Source organism: Citrobacter sp. A316, assembly GCF_002042945.1.
Lineage (GTDB): Bacteria > Pseudomonadota > Gammaproteobacteria > Enterobacterales > Enterobacteriaceae > Citrobacter > Citrobacter portucalensis.
In genome coordinates, this window is the sequence record NZ_MVFZ01000022.1 from 47,716 (window position 1) to 67,499 (window position 19,784).

Sequence of the window (19,784 nt, forward strand, 5' to 3'; positions counted from 1 at the left end):
GGATGCCATAATGACGGAACAAGAAAAATCCTCCGCCGTGGTTGAAGAGACCAGGGAGGCCGTGGAAACCACGTCACAGCCAGTTAATACTGAAAAAAAGAGTAAGAACAGCACGGCGCTGATTCTGAGCGCTGTGGCGATTGCTATTGCTCTGGCAGCAGGCGTTGGCCTATACGGCTGGGGGAAACAACAGGCAACAACACAAACGGCAACCAGCGATGCGCTGGCGAACCAGCTGACGGCGCTGCAAAAAGCCCAGGAAAGCCAAAAAGCTGAGCTGGAAGGCATTATTAAACAGCAGGCAACGCAGCTGGATGAAGCCACTCGCCAACAGGCGGCGCTGGTCAAACAGCTTGATGAAGTCCAGCAAAAAGTCGCCACCATCTCCGGCAGCGATGCTGGTACATGGCTGCTGGCGCAGGCTGATTTTCTGGTGAAACTGGCCGGTCGTAAATTATGGAGCGATCAGGACGTCACCACCGCCGCGGCGCTGTTGAAAAGCGCCGACGCCAGTCTGGCAGATATGAACGACCCGAGCTTAATTACCGCGCGACGTGCGATTACTGACGACATCGCGAGCCTATCCGCGGTGACTCAGGTCGACTATGACGGCATTATCCTGAAAGTGAATCAGCTCTCTAATCAGATTGATAACCTGCGTCTGGCCGACAATGACACCGACGATTCACCGATGGATTCTGACAGCAGCGAGCTTTCCAGCTCGATCAGCGAATGGCGCGTCAATCTGCAAAAAAGCTGGCAGAACTTTATGGACAGCTTTATCACCGTTCGCCGTCGTGATGAAACCGCCGTTCCGCTGCTGGCGCCGAACCAGGATGTTTACTTACGGGAGAACATCCGTTCCCGCCTGTTAGTGGCTGCCCAGGCCGTGCCGCGTCATCAGGAAGAAACATATCGCCAGGCGCTGGAAAATGTCTCCACATGGGTGCGTGCTTACTACGACACCGACGATGCAGCGACCAAAGCGTTCCTTGAAGAAGTAGACCAACTGAGCCAGCAAAGCATCAGCATGGATGTTCCGGAAACGCTGCAGAGCCAGGCTATTCTCGACAAGTTAATGCAGACCCGCGTACGTAATTTACTGGCGCAGCCTGCCACAGCACCGGTAGCAGCAGCGCCTGCGCCAGCGCCTTCGACAGACGCTCCGGCAACCGCGCCGCAAGGAGAATAATGATGCTAAAAGTATTGTTGCTCTTTGTGCTGTTGATCGCCGGGATCGTCGTCGGTCCGATGATAGCCGGTCATCAGGGTTACGTGCTGATCCAGACGGATAACTACAATATCGAAACCAGCGTGACGGGCCTGGTGATCATCCTGATCGTCGCCATGGTCGTCCTGTTTGCGATTGAATGGCTGTTGCGCCGAATTTTCCGCACTGGCGCACATACCCGTGGGTGGTTTGTGGGTCGTAAGCGTCGTCGCGCCCGTAAGCAGACCGAACAGGCGCTGCTCAAACTGGCAGAAGGTGACTATCAGCAGGTTGAGAAGCTGATGTCGAAAAATGCCGATCATGCGGAACAGCCGGTAGTGAATTATCTGCTGGCGGCAGAAGCGGCTCAGCAGCGCGGTGACGAAGCGCGCGCCAACCAACACCTTGAGCGTGCCGCCGAACTGGCCGGAAATGATACGATCCCGGTAGAAATCGCTCGCGTTCGCCTGCAACTGGCGCGTAATGAAAATCACGCCGCCCGCCACAGCGTAGACAAACTGCTGGAGGTGACGCCACGTCATCCGGAAGTACTGCGTCTGGCTGAGCAGGCTTACATTCGCACCGGCGCATGGAGCTCCTTGCTGGATATCATCCCATCCATGGCAAAAGCGCATGTGGGTGATGACGAGCACCGCGCTATGCTGGAACAACAGGCATGGGTTGGCTTGATGGATCAGGTCCGCGCCGATCAGGGCAGCGAAGGGTTACGTGCATGGTGGAAAAACCAGAACCGTAAAACCCGCCATCAGGTTGCCCTGCAGGTGGCGATGGCTGAACATCTGATTGAGTGTGACGATCACGATACGGCGCAGCAGGTCATCATTGATGGTTTGAAACGTCAGTACGATGACCGCCTGGTGCTGCCAATCCCGCGTCTGAAAACCAATAATCCGGAACAGATAGAAAAAGTGCTGCGCCAGCAGATTAAAGCCGTGGGCGATCGCCCGTTGCTGTGGAGTACGCTGGGTCAGTCGTTAATGAAGCATGGGGAATGGCAGGAAGCTACGCTCGCTTTCCGTGCCGCTCTCAAACAGCGCCCTGATGCTTATGACTACGCCTGGCTTGCTGACGCGCTGGACAGACTGCACCAGCCGGAAGAAGCCGCCACCATGCGCCGTGATGGCCTAATGTTGACGCTGCAGAACAACAATCCCCCGCAGTAATTCCTGAATGCCCGGTGGCGCTTTCGCTTACCGGGCCTACATATTTTTCAATCGTATACACAAATCATTCGGGAAGCAGCACGAAGGATGACGTGTATATGCATAAAAAAACGCCCGCTCTTTTGGAGCAGGCGTTAAACAGGTCTGTATGACAACATAAATGGGTGCTTCACTCAACGTTATGTCCATGGTGTTTGATGAGGCTATATGCATCATCCTTCACGCTGTCTCTTCGTTGGCTGCGTACGCTCACCCCTGTCACTTACCTTTGTAAGCTCCGGGGGATTCCCGTGCTGGCCGTCTCGACACATCATGAATGATTTAGCATATAAGATGCGACATCTGTCTGTGGACGATAAGCACCGTAAACGGCTCTGCATCATTCCTGAGTTTATGAGGCCAGATGGCGAACATAAGAGATGGAATGAGCATCTACCCGCATATTATTGCACAACGCATGCCACGTTTGCACTGCAAAAACCAGGTATTCGGACTTTTTAAGACTTCAGGAAATTCGCAGGTGCGAAGGCTGAGAAGGGAAAATCAGAAAACAAAAAACCCCGCCGAAGCGGGGTTCAAAATTGGTCGGCGAGAGAGGATTCGAACCTCCGACCCACTGGTCCCAAACCAGTTGCGCTACCAAGCTGCGCTACTCGCCGTTTTACTGCTTTTTGAATTTTTAGTTCAATTCTTTAAGTCGTGGTGCGAGGGGGGGGACTCGAACCCCCACATCCTAAGGACACTAACACCTGAAGCTAGCGCGTCTACCAATTCCGCCACCTTCGCATTTCACAACTTTAAATTAATGGGGTGGCTAATGGGATTCGAACCCACGACAACTGGAATCACAATCCAGGGCTCTACCAACTGAGCTATAGCCACCACTGCAAATCTTTTACGCGGTATTAAAACCACCGCAGCTCTGGCACCCTACTAAATGGTGCGCCCGACAGGATTCGAACCTGAGACCTCTGCCTCCGGAGGGCAGCGCTCTATCCAGCTGAGCTACGGGCGCTTAGCGCCGTTGCGGGGCTGGATATTACGGAGGTCTCGGTCTTCTGTCTAGTGCTTTTTTAAAATAAATTATCGTTTGGTCATGGTTTGTGCGTTTTGTCGCTTATTCCCGCAATTTATGGGCTGCGCCATGACGATTCAGACCAAAAACCTTATAAATGAGCGTCACGGCCAGTAAGAAACCCATGCCAACAAAAAGCGACATTCGGGTATCTTCATTAAAGTACATGCCAATTAATACGCAAATCAGGAACGCCATCGTCAAATAATTCGCCCACGGGAACAGAATGGAGCGGAATGGATGACTGGCAATCGCCGCTTTATGCGCCTGACGGAAACGCAGCTGGCTTATCAGGATCACAAACCACGGCACCATCCCCGGCAACACGCTGGCGCTATAGACATAAACAAACACGCGCTGCGGGTTAGGAATGATGTAGTTCAGGCACGAACCAATCAGCAGGATCGCGATAGAAATAGCTACACCGGCAACCGGCACGCCATGGCGTGATACTTTTCCAACAACGGCAGGAAGCTGGCGATTCTTTGCCAGCGCGTAGAGCATACGCCCACAGCTGTACATGCCGCTGTTACAGCCAGACAGCGCCGCCGTCAGTACCACAAAGTTAATAATCCCTGCCGCGGCGGTAATACCAATCTTGGCAAAGGTGAGAACAAACGGGCTGCCGTTGCTGCCAATCTCATTCCACGGGAAAATAGTGACGATGACAAAAATCGCACCAACGTAGAAAATCAGAATGCGCCACAGCACTTTACCCACCGCGCTACGCAGCGTGACCTGTGGATTCTTCGCTTCCCCTGCAGTGATGCCAATCAGCTCCACGCCCTGGTAAGACGCCACAACAATACACAATGCCGTCAGGAAGCCCTTCCAGCCCCCAGCAAAGAACCCGCCATGCTCGGTCAGGTTGCCAAAGCCGATCGCCTGGCCGCCATTGCCGAAGCCGAAGAAAATCACCCCAACCCCAATGACGATCATCACAATGATGGTGGTCACTTTGATCATGGCAAACCAGAACTCAATTTCACCATACAGGCGAACCGCTGCGAGGTTTGCCAACGCAACCAGTCCGACTGCGATCAGTGCGGGTATCCATTGCGCCATTTCCGGGAACCAGAACTGTACGTACACCCCGATGGCGGTAATCTCTGAGATCCCCACCGCCATCCACATAAACCAGTATGACCAGGCGGTAAGATAGCCAAAGAAGGGACTCATATAACGGTGGGCGTAAACAGCAAATGAACCGGCAACCGGCTCGAGGAATAACATCTCCCCCATAGAACGCATGATGAAAAAGACGAACAGCCCGGCGACGATATACGCCAGCAGAACCGAAGGTCCCGCCCATTTAAGGGTACTGGCGGCCCCCATAAATAGCCCAACGCCAATAGTGCCCCCAAGGGCAATTAATTCGATGTGACGAGCCTCCAGCCCACGCTGTAGCTCAGGTTTGTTCTCGGCCATAAATCCTCTTGTTGTGTTTGCATGCTGTCCGGTATTACCGGTTCTCGTTATGGGTACATCTTGTTATGCCATAACAGGCCATACGGCACCGACCGCTTAACGGCTGGCGCCAAACACACCATGGCACTGCAATGATTGTTGCGAATGGTTTCCTAAAATCGCTTAAATGGCAATTAAAGCATTCAAAAAATGAATAGATTGTGCGAGAAAGCAGCGATTATGTTGTGAATAAGTAGCGTAATTAGCAGATCACGCTACTTACCAGAGGAGAGAGGGCGTCAGAGGTTGCCGGTATAGTGCCAGCGGAGATAGCGTAATAAGCGAAGTTGTCGAGTAATACGGCTCGGCTGCGACAACAAGCGATACAGCCACTCCAGCCCCAGATTTTGCCAGATTTTAGGCGCACGCTTAACGTGACCGGTAAAGACGTCGTAGGTGCCCCCCACGCCCATATACAGCGCGTCAGGGTGAGTCTTGCGGCAATCACGCATAAAGATCTCTTGTTTCGGCGAGCCCATCGCCACCGTCACAATTTGCGCACCGCTGGCGTGAATACGCTCAAACAACGCCTGACGCTGCTCTGGGGCAAAATAACCGTCCTGACTACCCACAATGTTCACGCGCCACTGCGCACGTAGTTTTGCTTCTGTTTGTGCCAGAACTTCAGGCTTGCCACCAACCAGGAAAACAGGCGTTCCGTTTTGCCCGGCTCGCGCCATCAGCGCTTCCCAAAGGTCAGCTCCGGCCACGCGTGAAACCTGCGCCTGCGGGAATTTTTTGCGCACCGAACGCACCACGCTAATTCCATCCGCATATTTGAACTCCGCGGCGTTGATCAGCTCCCTCACTTCAGGGTTATCTTCTGCTGTCAGCATCTTCTCAGCGTTGATAGCCACCAGCGTTCCTGACCTGAGGTGTCCTTCGGCAAACAGGTAATTCAGCGCATGTTGCATATCGCGCCAGCCAATCAGTTGTAATCCGCGCAACGAATACAGCGGCGCAGTTGTGTTATCTGTCATTACGATCCTTCAATCTGTGTACGGGGCAGCGACTTGATTCGTTTATGGATGAGTCCCGCGCTATCGAATAGCCAGAACAGCAGTTTTGCCACCAGTAGGCAAACGCCGAAAATCACGAGGAAAAAGACTACTCGTGAGACAAACGAATCCAGCCCTTCACGTGCCAAAACGATCATATTGAAAATGGCGCCAAAACAGAAACTGTGCAAAATCGCCGCCTTATAGCGATTGGTTTCGCGATTGCCAAGCTCATACAGCCAGTCGAACCACTTGATGATGAGCCCAACAACAATCGCGCCTAATGGTATAAACAGCGCCCCGCCCATCACCACCAGTGAACCAATTAACGTCGGCGAAATCGCCAGTCCTGAGTGGTTGTTCAACACTTCCCAGGTAAAGTAGTTTGCTGAGTTGAGTACAATACTCGGCCGCCCAGGCCACAGCCAGGAGGGGATAAAGACGTAGAAGTCACGGACGATCGGCGCCAGCCCCTGGAACTCAATATTGTGGTAATTCTGCAGCAACAGCGCCAGGTTCTCCCACGGTGAGAAGGTGTCGCGCGTAAGGTACAGGAACGTATAGAACGCCTCATCGCCGCTAACGCTCATTCCGTAGCGTTTCAGCGCCAGCCAGAACATGCCGACAATGCCCAGCACGCCTGCGGCGACCAACATCCACAACGAAATCCAGCCGCGAATAATGCCGATAAACAAGAAGATGGCAAACGCGATAATGATATTGGCACGCGTCCCGCCCACAATCATATAGGTCAGCAAACCAAACGCGACGGTGCTCACCAGGAAGAACAACCACGCTTTGCTGTCCTGACGCAGGAAATAAACCACCAGCATCGCCGGAATGAAGAAGTAGAAGAAACGCTTCAGGGCGACACCAGAGACTTCACTGGAAAAAATCTGGCTGTAAGATTGCAGTCTGAACAGCAGGAAGCCGTTGTGCATAAAGAAGACGCCCACGCTCACCAGCGCAATCGCCATCAGGATAACCCAGGTCAAATGGGCTTCAACGCGATTGATGGTAAACAGCGGTCTGCGCGGCTTATCCTCTACTCGTTTGCGCAAGCGCGTTTTATACGTCACGTAGTAGACGGCATAGAAACAGGCGGCTGACAGCAAGGCCTGCAGCAGGATCTCCGGCGGAGCCACTGCCACATCAAAGCGGAACACCAGGATGCTGGTTAACGGGAATCCGAAGAAGAACGTCAGCAAGAACAACAATGAGAAGAAAACATTGAAGTTAAAACGCACGCGACGGAACTCAAACCAGGTCAGCGTGGCGATAAACAAGGTGGAGAGCAGCCAGACTACCAGCAGACCGCTGAATTGCATCAGGCTCATACGGTTTCTCCTGAAGCAATGCGCAGCGCGTTGTGCCACGGCTGCAGATAATTCGGGCTAAAGAAGGTAATAGTATTTTTATCTACCGATGCCAACTGGCGCTGCGCTTCGCGTACAACGCCTTCATTGAGATCATCAGTGGTAAATAACACCGGAATATTCTGTTCCACCATATCCTGCCAGAAGGGATTTTCACGGTTGAGCACGCACGGAATACCCGCCTGGATCAGCAAACAAAGCGTACCGATCCCCTGCTGACGGGCAAAAATAAAGTAACCCAAATCGCACTGACGTAGTAACGCGAGATAAGCATCAAATTCCAGTTTTTCACTCAAAATTTGCAGATTATCAGCGCTAAATAACGCCAGACCGGCCTGGCGAACCTCGTCGATATAGGCCGCATTATTGGCGGGATAACCCATCGGCACAATGACATTCACCGAGTCACCGAACTGCTGATGGACGGCGCGAAGCGCGGCAACATGCTCATTGCTGCGGTCGCCAGAGTTGCCAACCAGCACCGTCATCTTGCCGCTGCGCTGGCAATCATTGCTCATGTTATTGAGTGAAGGATCCATTCGCGTTGGGAAATAGAGCAACTCACCCCGTACATGCGGATGTTGCTCGGCGAAATAACGTAAATCGCCCCGCGTGGCAAACACGCAGCCCACGCGATTCTGCGCCATGCGGCGAATCGGGTAAAACAGGCGGAATTTCAGCCCACTGGAGACTTCGTATAAATCAGCGCCCCAGATATGCCAGTAAAACTGCGCCGGTTTAATCCCCCCACTCAGCAACGCCAGCCACAGGCTGGTGTTAAACTGACCGTGGAAGAAGAAACGCTGTTGACGATCCGCTTTTGCCTTCGCGATAACAGCGTCAGCCAACGCCTTTTTCCCGCTGTAGAAGCTTAGCGATAACGCCGGGCAGCTCTCACTGAATCCCGCATCCTGACCGGCAACCATAAACGTGCGCGCGTGCTCGCTCGTCGCAGCCAGCGAGTCGTTGAAAAACCGCAGGACGGTTTGGTTATGGTGAGGGATATCCGATCCCAGAACGTGAATCAGTACAGTCATGCCCGCCTACGCCAGAGTAAAAACACGCCACAACAAAGAGAAAAATAGACGATGTACGTTGCCATATAAGCCTGTGCCGCTCCCAGCGCACCGTGTGCAGGGATCAGCCAGTGAGCAAACACCGTCAATAACATGAACTGGCTAATTTCAGCCAAAATATAAAACCGCAGCGATGCTTTCGCGATCACCAGATACCCAAAGACATACGCCCCAACTTTCAGTACATCGCCGACCAGTTGCCAGGCAAACAGATCGCGCATGGCGGTGAATTTTGCGGAGAAAAGCAGCCAGATCGCAAAATCACGCAGCAGCCAAACAGTAAAGCTCGCGGCGGCAACCGCCGGCAACACGAACTTCAGCGACTTGACTACCTCGCGTGTGATGTCGCGCTTTTCGGTCAGCCTCGACAACGTCGGCAGCAAGTAAACGCTGAATGAAGCGGTAATGAATTGCAGATAAGCATCAGAGATACTGCTTACCCCCTGCCAGATCCCTACATCATCCCAGCTATACTGCGCCGCCAGCAGGTTTCGCATCATCACGTATGCCACAGGCAGCGTTACGGAGGTAATCAGCGCCATCAGGGTAAACTTGCTTAGCTGTCCAGCCAGACCGTTATCCCATGAGGGTTTCAGATAATGCAGCGGAATAGTGCCACGTTTAATCAGCATGATGGCTGCAGGGATAACCACCAACGCGGGCACTAACGCCAGACCCAGCAAAGCGCCTTCATACCCTCCCAGGCGATAACAGCCATAATAAGCCACCACACCCACCAGGCTACCCACAATCAGCGACAGCGCGTTACCCGCCGCATCGCGAAAGCCCTTCATCAACGCAAGAAGCAGGTTCGCCCAGGCAATGCCCATCTGCACCAGCGCAACCAGTCTTACCAGCCCCTGATAATGAGTATGGCCAAACAATCCCTGACTGATTGGCGCGGCCGCCAGCAGAAAAATTACCGCCATCAGCGTAGAGAATCCCAGCACCATCGCGGAAGATGTACCGACTACCGTACGGAGCCGGGTCGGATCGTCATGGTGCTGCGCAACATATTTCGTGACGCCGTTGAAAATGCCGGCCCCCGCCAGGACGCCAAGCACGGTGACCATCTGGCGGAAGTTACCCGCCTGCCCCACGCCAGCCGGGCCAAACGACACCGCCAACAGCTTCACGACCAGCAAACCCGCACCAATTTTTACCAGCGTACTGGCTGCCGTCCATAAGGACGCTTTAGCAAGCGACATATCAGGCGAAATAGTTGAGTAAGGTCGAAATGACCGTTCGCTGGTTTACTGGCGACAGGTTGTAGAACAGCGGTAAACGCAGCAGACGCTCGCTCTCTTTGGTGGTGTAACGATCAACACCGGAAAACACACCGAATTTATCGCCAGCCGGACAATCATGCAGCGGGATATAGTGGAACACCGCCATAATTTCAGCTTCTTTCAAGAAGTTAATCAACGCCGTGCGATCGTCGATATCGCGCAGTTTGATATAAAACATATGGGCGTTTTGTACGCAGTTTTCGGGGACAGAAGGCAGGTCAATACGCCCGGCTCGCGCCAGCGGTTCGAGCGCATCGTAGTAGTTCTGCCACAGCACCAGGCGCTGCTGGTTAACACGGTCAGCCGCTTCCAGTTGCGCCCACAGATAGGCAGCCTGCAGATCGGACATCAAATAGCTGGAGCCAATGTCACGCCAGGTATACTTATCCACCTGACCGCGGAAAAATTGACTGCGGTTTGTCCCTTTTTCACGGATGATCTCCGCACGTTCGACTAATTTTTTATCATTAATCAGCGTCGCGCCGCCCTCACCGCCTGCGGTATAGTTTTTGGTCTCATGGAAGCTAAAGCAACCGATGTGACCAATCGTTCCCAGCGCCCGACCTTTGTAAGTCGACATGACGCCCTGGGCCGCATCTTCCACGACAAACAGGTTATGTTTGGTCGCCAGCGCCATGATGGTATCCATTTCACAGGCTACGCCCGCGTAATGCACCGGCACGATAGCGCGGGTTTTGTCGGTGATCGCCGCTTCAATCAGCGTTTCGTCAATGTTCATGGTATCCGGGCGGATATCAACAAAGACGATTTTCGCACCGCGCAGCACGAAAGCATTGGCCGTAGAGACAAACGTGTAGCTCGGCATTATGACTTCATCGCCAGGCTGGATATCCAGCAGCAATGCCGCCATCTCAAGCGATGCGGTGCAGGAAGGCGTCAGCAGCACTTTCTCGCTGCCAAAATGCTGCTCCAGCCACTGCTGGCAGCGACGGGTAAAACCGCCATCGCCACACAGTTTTCCGCTGTTCATCGCAGACTGCATGTAATCGAGTTCAGTGCCCACCACCGGCGGTGCGTTAAATGGAATCATCGTGTCACCTGTATAACCAATACGCGGTGCTTTCCACATTCGCACCACTGTGTATGTAACGTTTAAGCGCGGCGGTATTGCCCATTTGGGTCGCCACGCGCAATGTTGTTTTACCGCGAGCCTGCGCCCAGCAAAGCGCGGCCTGCATCAGTTCTGCTCCCGCCCCACGCCCGGCCAGCAGGCCAATTCGCGCCTCAGTCGCATTCAGTTCACGCAGCGAGACATAGCCACGAATATCACCTGCCGGTGTACGAAAAACGAGGCATTGATGATCGAACGTCCCCAGCACCGCGTTTTCAATCCACTGCGCGTAAAAACGCGCGCTGGCATCTGCGGCATACCACGGGGCGCGAAAACGACTTTGCGCGAACGCCTGTCCTGCCAGTTGGCGTAATGCAGGAATATCCGTAGTTTGTGCAACCTGCACACCGGAGTCACCATGCGCACGCGTCACCGGCAGCACAAAATCCACTTCACCTTCAACCAGTGAGAAGCCCAACTGTTGCAGGGCGTCTAATTCCTGGGTATTGGCGGCAGGAATTTTTGCCTGTACCCGCGACCAGGGCTGCAACAAATCCGCAGTCAGAACCGGCGCGTGTTGGTCAAAACGCACAATGGCGCTATTCACGCCAAAGAACGTATTTTCCCAGCTAAGCGGCTCAATACTGGCGCGGACGAGCACGGAGCAGCTCCAGCAGGTATTGACCATAACCCGTTTTGGCCAGTGAACTGGCGGCACGCTTCACGCCTTCGTCATCCAGCCAACCGTTACGCCAGGCAATTTCTTCCAGACAGGCTATTTTAAAACCCTGGCGTTTTTCCACCGTCTGCACAAACGTGCTCGCTTCGATAAGACTGTCGTGCGTACCGGTATCCAGCCAGGCAAAACCACGCCCGAGCAATTCGACCGTCAAATGCCCATCATCAAGGTACATCTGGTTGATAGACGTTATCTCCAGCTCCCCACGCTCAGAAGGTTTTACGCGTTTTGCGTATTCCACCACTTTGCTGTCATAGAAATAGAGCCCGGTCACCGCCCAGTTGGATTTTGGTGCTTTCGGCTTCTCTTCCAGCGAGATAGCACGAAAATTATCGTCAAACTCCACGACACCAAAACGTTCAGGATCCATCACCTGGTAACCAAACACCGTCGCGCCTTGCGTTCTTGCGGCCACATGACGCAGTTTGGGACTGAAGCCCTGACCAAAGAAGATATTGTCTCCTAACACCAGACACGATGGCTCACCGTTAAGGAACGTTTCACCAATGATAAACGCCTGCGCTAATCCATCCGGACTGGGTTGCTCAGCATAGTGCAATTCAATGCCGAACTCAGATCCATCGCCCAGTAAGCGCTGGAAATAGCCTTTATCTTCCGGTGTAGTGATAATCAGGATTTCGCGAATTCCCGCAAGCATCAATACGGATAACGGGTAGTAAATCATCGGCTTATCGTAAATAGGCAATAGCTGCTTCGATACACCACGCGTAATGGGATACAGGCGAGTACCTGAGCCACCCGCCAGAATGATACCTTTCATGCGTTGTCTCCTCCGGGAGCCAAAACCAGGCTGTTAGCCCTTCAGACCTAAACGTTCGCCCTGGTAACTGCCGTCCTGCACGGGTTTCCACCATGCCTGATTAGCCAGATACCACTCCACGGTTTTGCGCATTCCGCTTTCAAACGTTTCTTGCGGCATCCAGCCTAGCTCACGCGCAATTTTCGACGCGTCAATGGCATAACGCAAATCATGACCCGGGCGATCGTCCACAAAAGCGATCAAGTCGCGGTACTGCGCGATACCCAGCGGCTTTTGCGGTGCCAGCTCTTCCAACAGGCTGCAAACCGTTTCGACAACCTCCAGGTTTTTACGCTCGTTATGGCCACCAATATTATAGGTTTCACCCACCGCGCCCGTTGTCGCCACACAATAGAGCGCCCTGGCGTGATCTTCTACATACAACCAGTCACGGATCTGTTGCCCATTGCCGTAAACCGGCAACGGCTTCCCCGCCAATGCGTTGAGGATCATCAGCGGAATCAGTTTTTCCGGGAAATGGTACGGACCATAGTTGTTAGAACAGTTGGTTATCAGCGTTGGCAGGCCGTAGGTACGTAGCCAGGCACGGACCAGATGATCGCTGCTGGCTTTTGACGCGGAATAAGGGCTGCTCGGCGCATACGGCGTTGTTTCAGTGAAGAAATCATCCGTAGAATGCAGATCGCCATACACCTCGTCAGTCGAGATATGGTGGAAACGAAACGCTGATTTTTTCTCGCTGGTTAAATCACTCCAGTAAGCACGCGCCGCTTCCAACAGCGTGTAGGTTCCCACAATGTTAGTTTCGATAAAGGCGGCCGGACCATCAATGGAGCGATCGACGTGGCTTTCTGCCGCCAGATGCATCACGCAGTCCGGCTGATAGTGTTGAAACACCCTGTCGAGCGAAGCGCGATCGCAGATATCGACTTTCTCAAAGGTAAAACGAGGATTCTGTGCAACCGGCTCCAGCGACATCAGGTTTCCGGCATAGGTCAGCTTATCGACCACAATTGCCGCATCCTGAGTCTCCTGAATGATATGGCGAACAACCGCCGAGCCGATGAATCCCGCTCCACCGGTAACCAGAATTCGCTTCATTAGCGCCAGACTCCTTTGGTATCAACGACATATTGCTGGTAAACCGCATCGTCTTTAATGGCTTTAAATTCATTATGGTCAACCAGCAAGACCAGCACATCGGCGCTTGCCAGAGCATCGTCCAGCGTAGCCAGTTGGCACAGACCGTCCAGTTTTTTCGGCAGTTGATGGATGTTCGGCTCCACCACCAGCGTTTCGCCTTTGTGCCAATGCGCGATGCTTTGCGCAATTCCCATCGCCGGGCTTTCACGTAAATCGTCAATATTCGGTTTAAATGCCAGACCAAAACAGGCAATTTTCACTTCGCTGGCCCGTTTATTGGTATCCACCAGACAGTCGGCCACGGCAGCTTTTACCTGATCAACCACCCAATGAGGCTTACTATCGTTTACCTCACGCGCGGTGCGAATCAATTTCGCCTGCTGCGGGTTCTGCGCCACGATAAACCACGGATCAACCGCGATACAGTGTCCGCCAACACCCGGACCCGGTTGCAAAATATTCACGCGCGGATGGCGATTTGCGAGGCGAATCAGTTCCCAGACGTTGATCCCCTGATCGGCGCAAATCAGCGACAGCTCATTGGCGAAGGCGATATTAACGTCGCGGAAGCTATTCTCAGTTAGCTTGCACATTTCCGCAGTGCGGGCGTTGGTCACAACACATTCACCTTCGAGGAAGATGTTGTATAGCTCGCTGGCACGTGCGGAACAGACGGAGGTCATTCCGCCAATCACGCGGTCGTTTTTAATCAGCTCAACCATCACCTGGCCCGGCAACACGCGTTCTGGGCAATAAGCAATATTAACATCAGCCTGTTCACCGACCTGTTGCGGGAAAGTCAGGTCAGGACGCATTTCTGCCAGCCATGCGGCCATCTGTTCAGTGGCTCCGACAGGCGACGTAGATTCAAGGATCACCAACGCGCCTTTTTTCAGCACTGGTGCAAGAGATTTAGCCGCGGCTTCTACGTAGACCATATCGGGTTCATGCTCCCCCTTAAACGGGGTAGGCACAGCAATCAGATAGGCATCCGCGTCTACAGGGGTTGTGGTCGCGCGCAGAAATCCATTTTCGACCGCCGTTTTCACCACGGTGCCCAAATCTGGCTCAACGATATGAATTTCACCGCGATTAATGGTATCCACCGCGTGTTGATTTACATCTACGCCAATCACATGCTTTTGACGGGAAGCAAAGGCAGCCGCCGTCGGCAGTCCGATATAACCCAGCCCAATGACAGAAATGGTCGTAAAACTCATAGCGATATCCGATTATTTTTTAACGCGTGTAAGATGCGGTCACATGCCTGCCCGTCACCATACGGATTATGGGCGCGGCTCATGGTCTGATATTCATTCTCGTCATGCAGCAAACGCGTGACTTCTTCGACAATACGCTGCGGGTCTGTCCCTACCAGACGTACTGTGCCTGCGGTAATCGCTTCCGGACGTTCCGTCGTTTCGCGCATCACCAGTACCGGTTTCCCCAGAGATGGAGCTTCTTCCTGAATCCCTCCAGAGTCGGTAAGGATCAGCCAGGCGTGATTCATCAGCCAGACAAACGGCATGTAATCCTGCGGTTCAATCAGGATGACGTTTTCAACGTGACCCAGAATGCGATTAACCGGTTCGCTGACGTTAGGATTCAGGTGAACCGGATAAACAATCTGCACGTTCTGATTGGCCGCAGCAATTTCCGCCAGCGCATGGCAAATGTGTTCAAAACCGCGACCGAAGCTTTCCCGACGATGACCAGTCACCAGTATCATCTTTTTATCCGAGCTCAGGAATGGGTAATGCTCTGCCAGTTCAGCTCGCAATGCATCACTCGCCAGTACGCGGTCACGCACCCAGATCAACGCATCAATAACCGTATTACCTGTAACAAAAATACGGCTATCGGAAATGTTTTCCCGCAGCAGGTTTTGCCGCGAATTTTCTGTTGGCGCAAAATGATACATCGCCAGATGCCCGGTCAGCGTACGGTTCGCCTCTTCCGGCCAGGGAGAGTAGAGATCGCCGGTACGTAAACCCGCCTCCACATGCCCTACCGGGATGCGCTGATAGAACGCGGCCAGGCTAGTGGCAATAGTTGTCGTGGTATCGCCGTGAACTAACACAACGTCGGGTTTAAAATCAGCCAGAATGGGCTTTAATCCTTCCAGTATTCGGCAGGTAATTTCTGTTAGTCCCTGACCTGGCTGCATAATATTGAGATCGTAGTCAGGTACAATGGAAAAGAGGTTCAACACCTGATCGAGCATCTCCCGATGCTGCGCCGTGACGCAAACTTTTGCCTCAAAATCAGGATCTTTTGCCAGCGCATGAACCAGAGGTGCCATTTTTATGGCCTCCGGTCGCGTGCCAAATACAGTCAGTACTTTCACATCGATTCTCTTCGGATTGGCAGTGAGGGCCCAGCCCCTCACTGCAACGATATTGCTAAATCGTGCGGCGACGGGTTAACGCAACACCAGCACCGATCAGAGCCCCAACGATGCCCCACATAATCATCAAGAAGGCACGACGAGGGCTGTCACGTTTTACCGGTTCCTCCGGCGTACGCAAATAACGATAGGTCTGAAAACGCGGATCCAGAGTTGGCCCAACGTTCAGTGTGTTAAGCATGGCTCGGTTTTGGAAGTAGTCCAGATCGAAATCGGGACCAACAGATTGCAGGTTTTCGAGTCGCGCCTGCAGCATAGGGCGTCCAAGCAAAAACAGTTCTGAATCGGGTAATTCTTCAGCCGGAACGTCAGTGGAAGTACGCGAAATATTATGCTGCTCAGCAATTTTGAGTGCCTGCTCAATGTTATGAACACGGCGGGAGAAGATCGATTTCGCCACTTCTTCCTGGCGTTTAACCTGCGCCTTCATTTGCACGGTGCGCGCAGCCCAAGCTCCCTTTAACTCGTCGTTCAGATGACGCGCTGCACGCTGACTGGCAAACGCGACGTACTGACGCAACAGATTGTTGGCATCAGGCGCCGTTTCGGCAATCAGCTTCACGCTGTCATTAGTATTACGAACCGCATCGCCAGGCATAAACTGAATGTTATTAATCAGTTCATCCAGCATCGCCGCATCGGCTTTACTGTTACCCACCATCCGTTGCTTGTAGTAATCAGTCTGCTGCCAGAATTCACGGCGCGTATCCCATGAGGCAAGCTGCATGATAAATTCTTTATAGGCTTCATCCATCACTGACGGCTGATCCGCTGATGCAAGACTGGCCTTGATGTCCAGGTTACGTAAGAACTGCTGCTGAGAGTAATAGCCGCCCAACATATTAACCGTTGGCCGGTCTGAAATCGCCGTCGCGCTCCACTCCTGACGAGCAAAAAACGTATAGGCGAGAGCGACTAACGCGAAGGCGAGAGCCATACCGACGATCCACACCTTCCCTGTCCACAAAGTACGAAACAACCCACGGATGTCCAGTTCATTTTCAGCGCTCATGGCATGTTCCCCCGGTAATGGTTGTGTCATCGTACCCTCAATTTATTTGGTTAAGTTTGGTTTACTGTCACGGTTTCTACGCAGCTTGCGCTTCCAGCGTTTGATAAATCTCGCTACCTTCCAGGCACGTTTAATACAATAGTCGTACAAGACAAATGCCAGTAAAAAGAGCACCAGCATCACCCATTCTGGAACGATCCGAGAATATTCAGCCAGCACGCCGATAGAAGCCAGGATCGCAGCAGCCAGCGTAATCAGGACAAAAGCCTGTCGGGAGGTAAACCCGGCACGCATGATTAAATGGTGAATATGTTGACGGTCCGGGGAGAAAGGACTCATGCCTTTACGTAAACGACGATACATAATCGCCACCATATCCATTAACGGAATGGCAATAATCCACAGTGCGGTGACCGGGCTAATAGGATGCGTTTTACCTTGAGTGGTCTCCAGCAGGATCCAGATGACCGTAAAGCCAATCAGCGTACTCCCCGCATCGCCCATAAAGACCTTATAGCGACGTCCGAGAATACCCAGGTTCAGCATGATGTAAGGCAGAATGGCGGCGATCATGGCAAAACACCAAATTGCCAGGCTTGTCTGGCCGTCAAACCACAAAATAAGCCCCATTGCGGCGAATGATACGCTGGATAGCCCGCCTAACAGACCATCAATCCCATCCACCATGTTAAAGGCGTTAATTGCAGCCCAAACGGCGAAAAGGGTAAGGAAATAACCAAAAGGCCCGAGCACCATCTCCCAGGGGCCAAAAATGAACCCGAGACTTAGCAGATAGAGCTTACCAACTGCCATCATAATGATGCCGATGATAGCCTGGATGGTCGCACGGATTTTTACACTGATATCAAAGCGGTCGTCCAGCGCACCGATAAACACCAGTACACCGGCACAAGCCAGGTAGAGAGTTGCATGCGGGATATAATAATCGGCGATGAGGAACGTAAAGCAAATGCCTGCGTAAACCGAAATCCCCCCAACCAACGGAATCAGTCCCTGATGACGTTTGCGGAAGTTGGGTTTATCCACCAATCCTATCTTTTTCGCAACCTTGCGGGCAAAGAAAAGAAACAGCGTTGTGAATAAAAAAATACTGATGAGATCAGTACTTGCTGTCAGTAAATTCACTATACATACTCTCAAAGAATATCAATATATGAAGTATAACCATCCAGGCGATTATTCAGAAGAGAAACCCGATTCCATATCAGGTGGTTCTGTATGATTATTAACCACAAAATACGAATTACAACCCTTCGTCGCCAGGCGGTATGTCATACCGGATTATTATTATTGTGTCGTTAAGATTACATCCACAAAAGCAAAACGCCACGTAAAAACGTGGCGTTTTCAGATGATGCCCGAATCAGGAACGCTTCATCATATCGAAGAAGTCGTCATTGGTCTTGGTCATCGCCAGTTTGTTAATGAGGAATTCCATTGCGTCGATTTCACCCATAGGATGGATGATTTTGCGCAGAATCCACATTTTCTGCAGCTCTTCCTGGGTGGTGAGCAGCTCTTCTTTACGGGTACCGGAACGGTTGTAGTCGATAGCCGGGAAGACGCGTTTTTCAGCAATCTTACGAGAGAGATGCAGTTCCATGTTGCCGGTACCTTTAAACTCTTCGTAGATAACTTCATCCATTTTAGAGCCGGTATCAATCAGCGCAGTCGCGATGATGGTCAGGCTACCGCCCTCTTCCACGTTACGTGCAGCACCAAAGAAACGCTTCGGACGATGCAGGGCGTTGGCGTCCACACCACCGGTCAGTACTTTACCGGAAGCCGGAACCACGGTGTTATATGCACGCGCCAGACGGGTGATGGAATCAAGTAGAATGATAACGTCTTTCTTGTGTTCAACCAGACGTTTCGCCTTCTCGATAACCATTTCCGCAACCTGAACGTGGCGGGAGGCAGGTTCGTCAAAGGTAGACGCAACCACTTCACCTTTCACCAGACGCTGCATCTCGGTAACTTCTTCCGGACGTTCGTCAATCAGCAGCACCATCAGCACGCAGTCAGGATGATTGTAGGCAATGCTCTGCGCGATGTTCTGCAGCAGCATAGTTTTACCCGCTTTCGGCGGAGCAACAATCAGACCACGTTGGCCACGACCGATCGGCGATGCCAGATCCAGTACACGCGCCGTTAGGTCTTCAGTAGAACCGTTACCACGTTCCATACGCAGACGAGAGTTTGCGTGCAGCGGCGTTAAGTTCTCAAAGAGGATTTTGTTACGGGCGTTTTCTGGTTTGTCGTAGTTAACTTCGTTAACTTTCAACAGCGCAAAGTAGCGTTCACCTTCTTTCGGCGGGCGAATCTTACCAGAAATGGTATCACCAGTGCGGAGGTTGAAACGGCGGATTTGGCTGGGAGAAACGTAGATGTCATCAGGACCGGCGAGGTAGGAGCTGTCTGCAGAGCGGAGGAAACCAAATCCATCCTGCAATATCTCCAGCACACCGTCACCAAAGATATCTTCGCCACTCTTTGCGTGCTGCTTCAGGATGGCAAAAATAATGTCCTGCTTGCGCATACGAGCCAGGTTTTCAAGGCCCATATTTTCGCCGAGAGTGATCAGCTCAGAAACCGGCGTATTCTTTAATTCGGTAAGATTCATAATGGTGTGAGTTCTTAAACTTGGGGTAAATCTCGAACTTAATGTTGTGAATGGTATGGCAGGGTCATCCATGCCTGTTTACGGCCATCAACTCATGTCTGTTCGCTGTCTGGTCACAGGAAAGTACGCAGAACTGAAACGACAAGACGGATTGAGTGACAAGCCAGGAATCTGTCCACTTCTCGCGCGAGAAACAACGGGAAGTATTGGATATAACTAGATTCAAACTTAATAAGGTATGTTTAATACGAAGTCAACTCTAACTTAGCACGACTCAAGTCGGGCGTCCAGTCATCCGAATCATTTCGAAG

At 52.4% G+C, this 19,784-nt stretch carries 17 protein-coding genes and 4 tRNA genes; 2 read left to right on the forward strand and 19 right to left on the reverse strand.

Features of this window, described 5'->3' with window-relative positions:
* Nucleotides 1-10: 10 nt before the first annotated feature.
* Complete coding sequence (gene hemX / locus BZK41_RS22355; protein ID WP_079939630.1) at nt 11-1,192, forward strand: uroporphyrinogen-III C-methyltransferase; 1,182 nt, start codon at nt 11-13, stop codon at nt 1,190-1,192.
* A gap of 2 nt (nt 1,193-1,194) precedes the next feature.
* Nucleotides 1,195-2,394, forward strand: a complete 1,200-nt coding sequence (gene hemY, locus BZK41_RS22360) for a protoheme IX biogenesis protein HemY (protein WP_016151234.1) — start codon at nt 1,195-1,197, stop codon at nt 2,392-2,394.
* Between the two features lie 582 nt (nt 2,395-2,976).
* On the opposite strand, the gene BZK41_RS22365 is transcribed toward hemY, so the two are convergent.
* The 19 genes from BZK41_RS22365 to BZK41_RS22455 all read right to left on the reverse strand — a co-directional run bounded on the left by BZK41_RS22365 (nt 2,977) and on the right by BZK41_RS22455 (nt 19,680).
* Nucleotides 2,977-3,053: transfer RNA gene (locus BZK41_RS22365), tRNA-Pro, on the reverse strand.
* A 41-nt stretch (nt 3,054-3,094) separates the two neighbouring features.
* Nucleotides 3,095-3,180 (reverse strand) — tRNA-Leu (locus BZK41_RS22370).
* Between the two features lie 20 nt (nt 3,181-3,200).
* Nucleotides 3,201-3,276, reverse strand: a tRNA-His gene (locus BZK41_RS22375).
* A 56-nt stretch (nt 3,277-3,332) separates the two neighbouring features.
* A tRNA-Arg gene (locus BZK41_RS22380) sits at nt 3,333-3,409 on the reverse strand.
* 102 nt (nt 3,410-3,511) lie between these two features.
* On the reverse strand, nt 3,512-4,897 hold the full coding sequence (locus BZK41_RS22385; protein WP_079939631.1) for an amino acid permease: 1,386 nt from the start codon (nt 4,895-4,897) through the stop codon (nt 3,512-3,514).
* Between the two features lie 278 nt (nt 4,898-5,175).
* Complete coding sequence (gene wecG / locus BZK41_RS22390; protein WP_003828982.1) at nt 5,176-5,916, reverse strand: lipopolysaccharide N-acetylmannosaminouronosyltransferase; 741 nt, start codon at nt 5,914-5,916, stop codon at nt 5,176-5,178.
* Nucleotides 5,916-7,271: an ECA oligosaccharide polymerase gene (wzyE, locus tag BZK41_RS22395; protein ID WP_079939632.1), complete on the reverse strand. Its 1,356-nt coding sequence runs from the start codon at nt 7,269-7,271 to the stop codon at nt 5,916-5,918. The genes wecG and wzyE overlap by 1 nt, the downstream gene beginning before the upstream one ends.
* Nucleotides 7,268-8,347, reverse strand: coding sequence for a TDP-N-acetylfucosamine:lipid II N-acetylfucosaminyltransferase (locus BZK41_RS22400; protein WP_079939633.1), 1,080 nt, complete (start codon nt 8,345-8,347; stop codon nt 7,268-7,270). Before BZK41_RS22400 ends, wzyE begins: the two co-directional genes overlap by 4 nt.
* Nucleotides 8,344-9,594, reverse strand: a complete 1,251-nt coding sequence (gene wzxE, locus BZK41_RS22405) for a lipid III flippase WzxE (protein ID WP_079939634.1) — start codon at nt 9,592-9,594, stop codon at nt 8,344-8,346. The genes BZK41_RS22400 and wzxE overlap by 4 nt, the downstream gene beginning before the upstream one ends.
* Before the next feature lies 1 nt (nt 9,595).
* Nucleotides 9,596-10,726, reverse strand: coding sequence for a dTDP-4-amino-4,6-dideoxygalactose transaminase (gene rffA / locus BZK41_RS22410; protein WP_079939635.1), 1,131 nt, complete (start codon nt 10,724-10,726; stop codon nt 9,596-9,598).
* A 4-nt stretch (nt 10,727-10,730) separates the two neighbouring features.
* Entirely contained in the window at nt 10,731-11,408 is a 678-nt protein-coding gene (gene rffC / locus BZK41_RS22415) for a dTDP-4-amino-4,6-dideoxy-D-galactose acyltransferase (protein ID WP_079939636.1), read from the reverse strand.
* The gene (gene rfbA, locus BZK41_RS22420) at nt 11,386-12,267 is read right to left on the reverse strand and encodes a glucose-1-phosphate thymidylyltransferase RfbA (RefSeq protein WP_032945685.1); all 882 of its coding nucleotides are present in this window, start codon (nt 12,265-12,267) and stop codon (nt 11,386-11,388) included. Before rfbA ends, rffC begins: the two co-directional genes overlap by 23 nt.
* A 33-nt stretch (nt 12,268-12,300) precedes the next feature.
* Complete coding sequence (gene rffG / locus BZK41_RS22425) at nt 12,301-13,368, reverse strand: dTDP-glucose 4,6-dehydratase (protein ID WP_079939637.1); 1,068 nt, start codon at nt 13,366-13,368, stop codon at nt 12,301-12,303.
* Nucleotides 13,368-14,630 carry a UDP-N-acetyl-D-mannosamine dehydrogenase gene (gene wecC, locus BZK41_RS22430; RefSeq protein ID WP_079939638.1) on the reverse strand — a complete coding sequence of 421 codons (1,263 nt, stop codon included), beginning with the start codon at nt 14,628-14,630 and terminating at the stop codon, nt 13,368-13,370. Before wecC ends, rffG begins: the two co-directional genes overlap by 1 nt.
* Nucleotides 14,627-15,757 (reverse strand): UDP-N-acetylglucosamine 2-epimerase (non-hydrolyzing), encoded by a 1,131-nt coding sequence (gene wecB, locus BZK41_RS22435; RefSeq protein WP_079939639.1) that lies wholly within the window; start codon nt 15,755-15,757, stop codon nt 14,627-14,629. Before wecB ends, wecC begins: the two co-directional genes overlap by 4 nt.
* 55 nt (nt 15,758-15,812) lie before the next feature.
* Nucleotides 15,813-16,859: an ECA polysaccharide chain length modulation protein gene (gene wzzE / locus BZK41_RS22440; protein ID WP_003829003.1), complete on the reverse strand. Its 1,047-nt coding sequence runs from the start codon at nt 16,857-16,859 to the stop codon at nt 15,813-15,815.
* Nucleotides 16,860-16,871: 12 nt separating this feature from the next.
* Entirely contained in the window at nt 16,872-17,975 is a 1,104-nt protein-coding gene (wecA, locus tag BZK41_RS22445) for a UDP-N-acetylglucosamine--undecaprenyl-phosphate N-acetylglucosaminephosphotransferase (protein ID WP_079939640.1), read from the reverse strand.
* A gap of 238 nt (nt 17,976-18,213) precedes the next feature.
* Nucleotides 18,214-19,473 carry a transcription termination factor Rho gene (gene rho / locus BZK41_RS22450; RefSeq protein ID WP_002437993.1) on the reverse strand — a complete coding sequence of 420 codons (1,260 nt, stop codon included), beginning with the start codon at nt 19,471-19,473 and terminating at the stop codon, nt 18,214-18,216.
* An 87-nt stretch (nt 19,474-19,560) separates the two neighbouring features.
* Nucleotides 19,561-19,680, reverse strand: a complete 120-nt coding sequence (locus BZK41_RS22455; protein ID WP_049259789.1) for a rho operon leader peptide — start codon at nt 19,678-19,680, stop codon at nt 19,561-19,563.
* Nucleotides 19,681-19,784: the final 104 nt, after the last annotated feature.

Excerpts from the sequence above, each read along its gene's own strand:
- rho (WP_002437993.1), bottom strand. The coding sequence starts at position 19,473 with ATGAATCTTACCGAATTAAAGAATACGCCGGTTTCTGAGCTGATCACT.
- rffA (WP_079939635.1), bottom strand. The coding sequence starts at position 10,726 with ATGATTCCATTTAACGCACCGCCGGTGGTGGGCACTGAACTCGATTAC.
- rffG (WP_079939637.1), bottom strand. The coding sequence starts at position 13,368 with ATGAAGCGAATTCTGGTTACCGGTGGAGCGGGATTCATCGGCTCGGCG.
- wzzE (WP_003829003.1), bottom strand. The coding sequence starts at position 16,859 with ATGACACAACCATTACCGGGGGAACATGCCATGAGCGCTGAAAATGAA.
- BZK41_RS22385 (WP_079939631.1), bottom strand. The coding sequence starts at position 4,897 with ATGGCCGAGAACAAACCTGAGCTACAGCGTGGGCTGGAGGCTCGTCAC.
- wzxE (WP_079939634.1), bottom strand. The coding sequence starts at position 9,594 with ATGTCGCTTGCTAAAGCGTCCTTATGGACGGCAGCCAGTACGCTGGTA.
- hemX (WP_079939630.1), top strand. The coding sequence starts at position 11 with ATGACGGAACAAGAAAAATCCTCCGCCGTGGTTGAAGAGACCAGGGAG.
- wzyE (WP_079939632.1), bottom strand. The coding sequence starts at position 7,271 with ATGAGCCTGATGCAATTCAGCGGTCTGCTGGTAGTCTGGCTGCTCTCC.
- wecG (WP_003828982.1), bottom strand. The coding sequence starts at position 5,916 with ATGACAGATAACACAACTGCGCCGCTGTATTCGTTGCGCGGATTACAA.
- wecC (WP_079939638.1), bottom strand. The coding sequence starts at position 14,630 with ATGAGTTTTACGACCATTTCTGTCATTGGGCTGGGTTATATCGGACTG.
- rfbA (WP_032945685.1), bottom strand. The coding sequence starts at position 12,267 with ATGAAAGGTATCATTCTGGCGGGTGGCTCAGGTACTCGCCTGTATCCC.
- hemY (WP_016151234.1), top strand. The coding sequence starts at position 1,195 with ATGCTAAAAGTATTGTTGCTCTTTGTGCTGTTGATCGCCGGGATCGTC.
- BZK41_RS22400 (WP_079939633.1), bottom strand. The coding sequence starts at position 8,347 with ATGACTGTACTGATTCACGTTCTGGGATCGGATATCCCTCACCATAAC.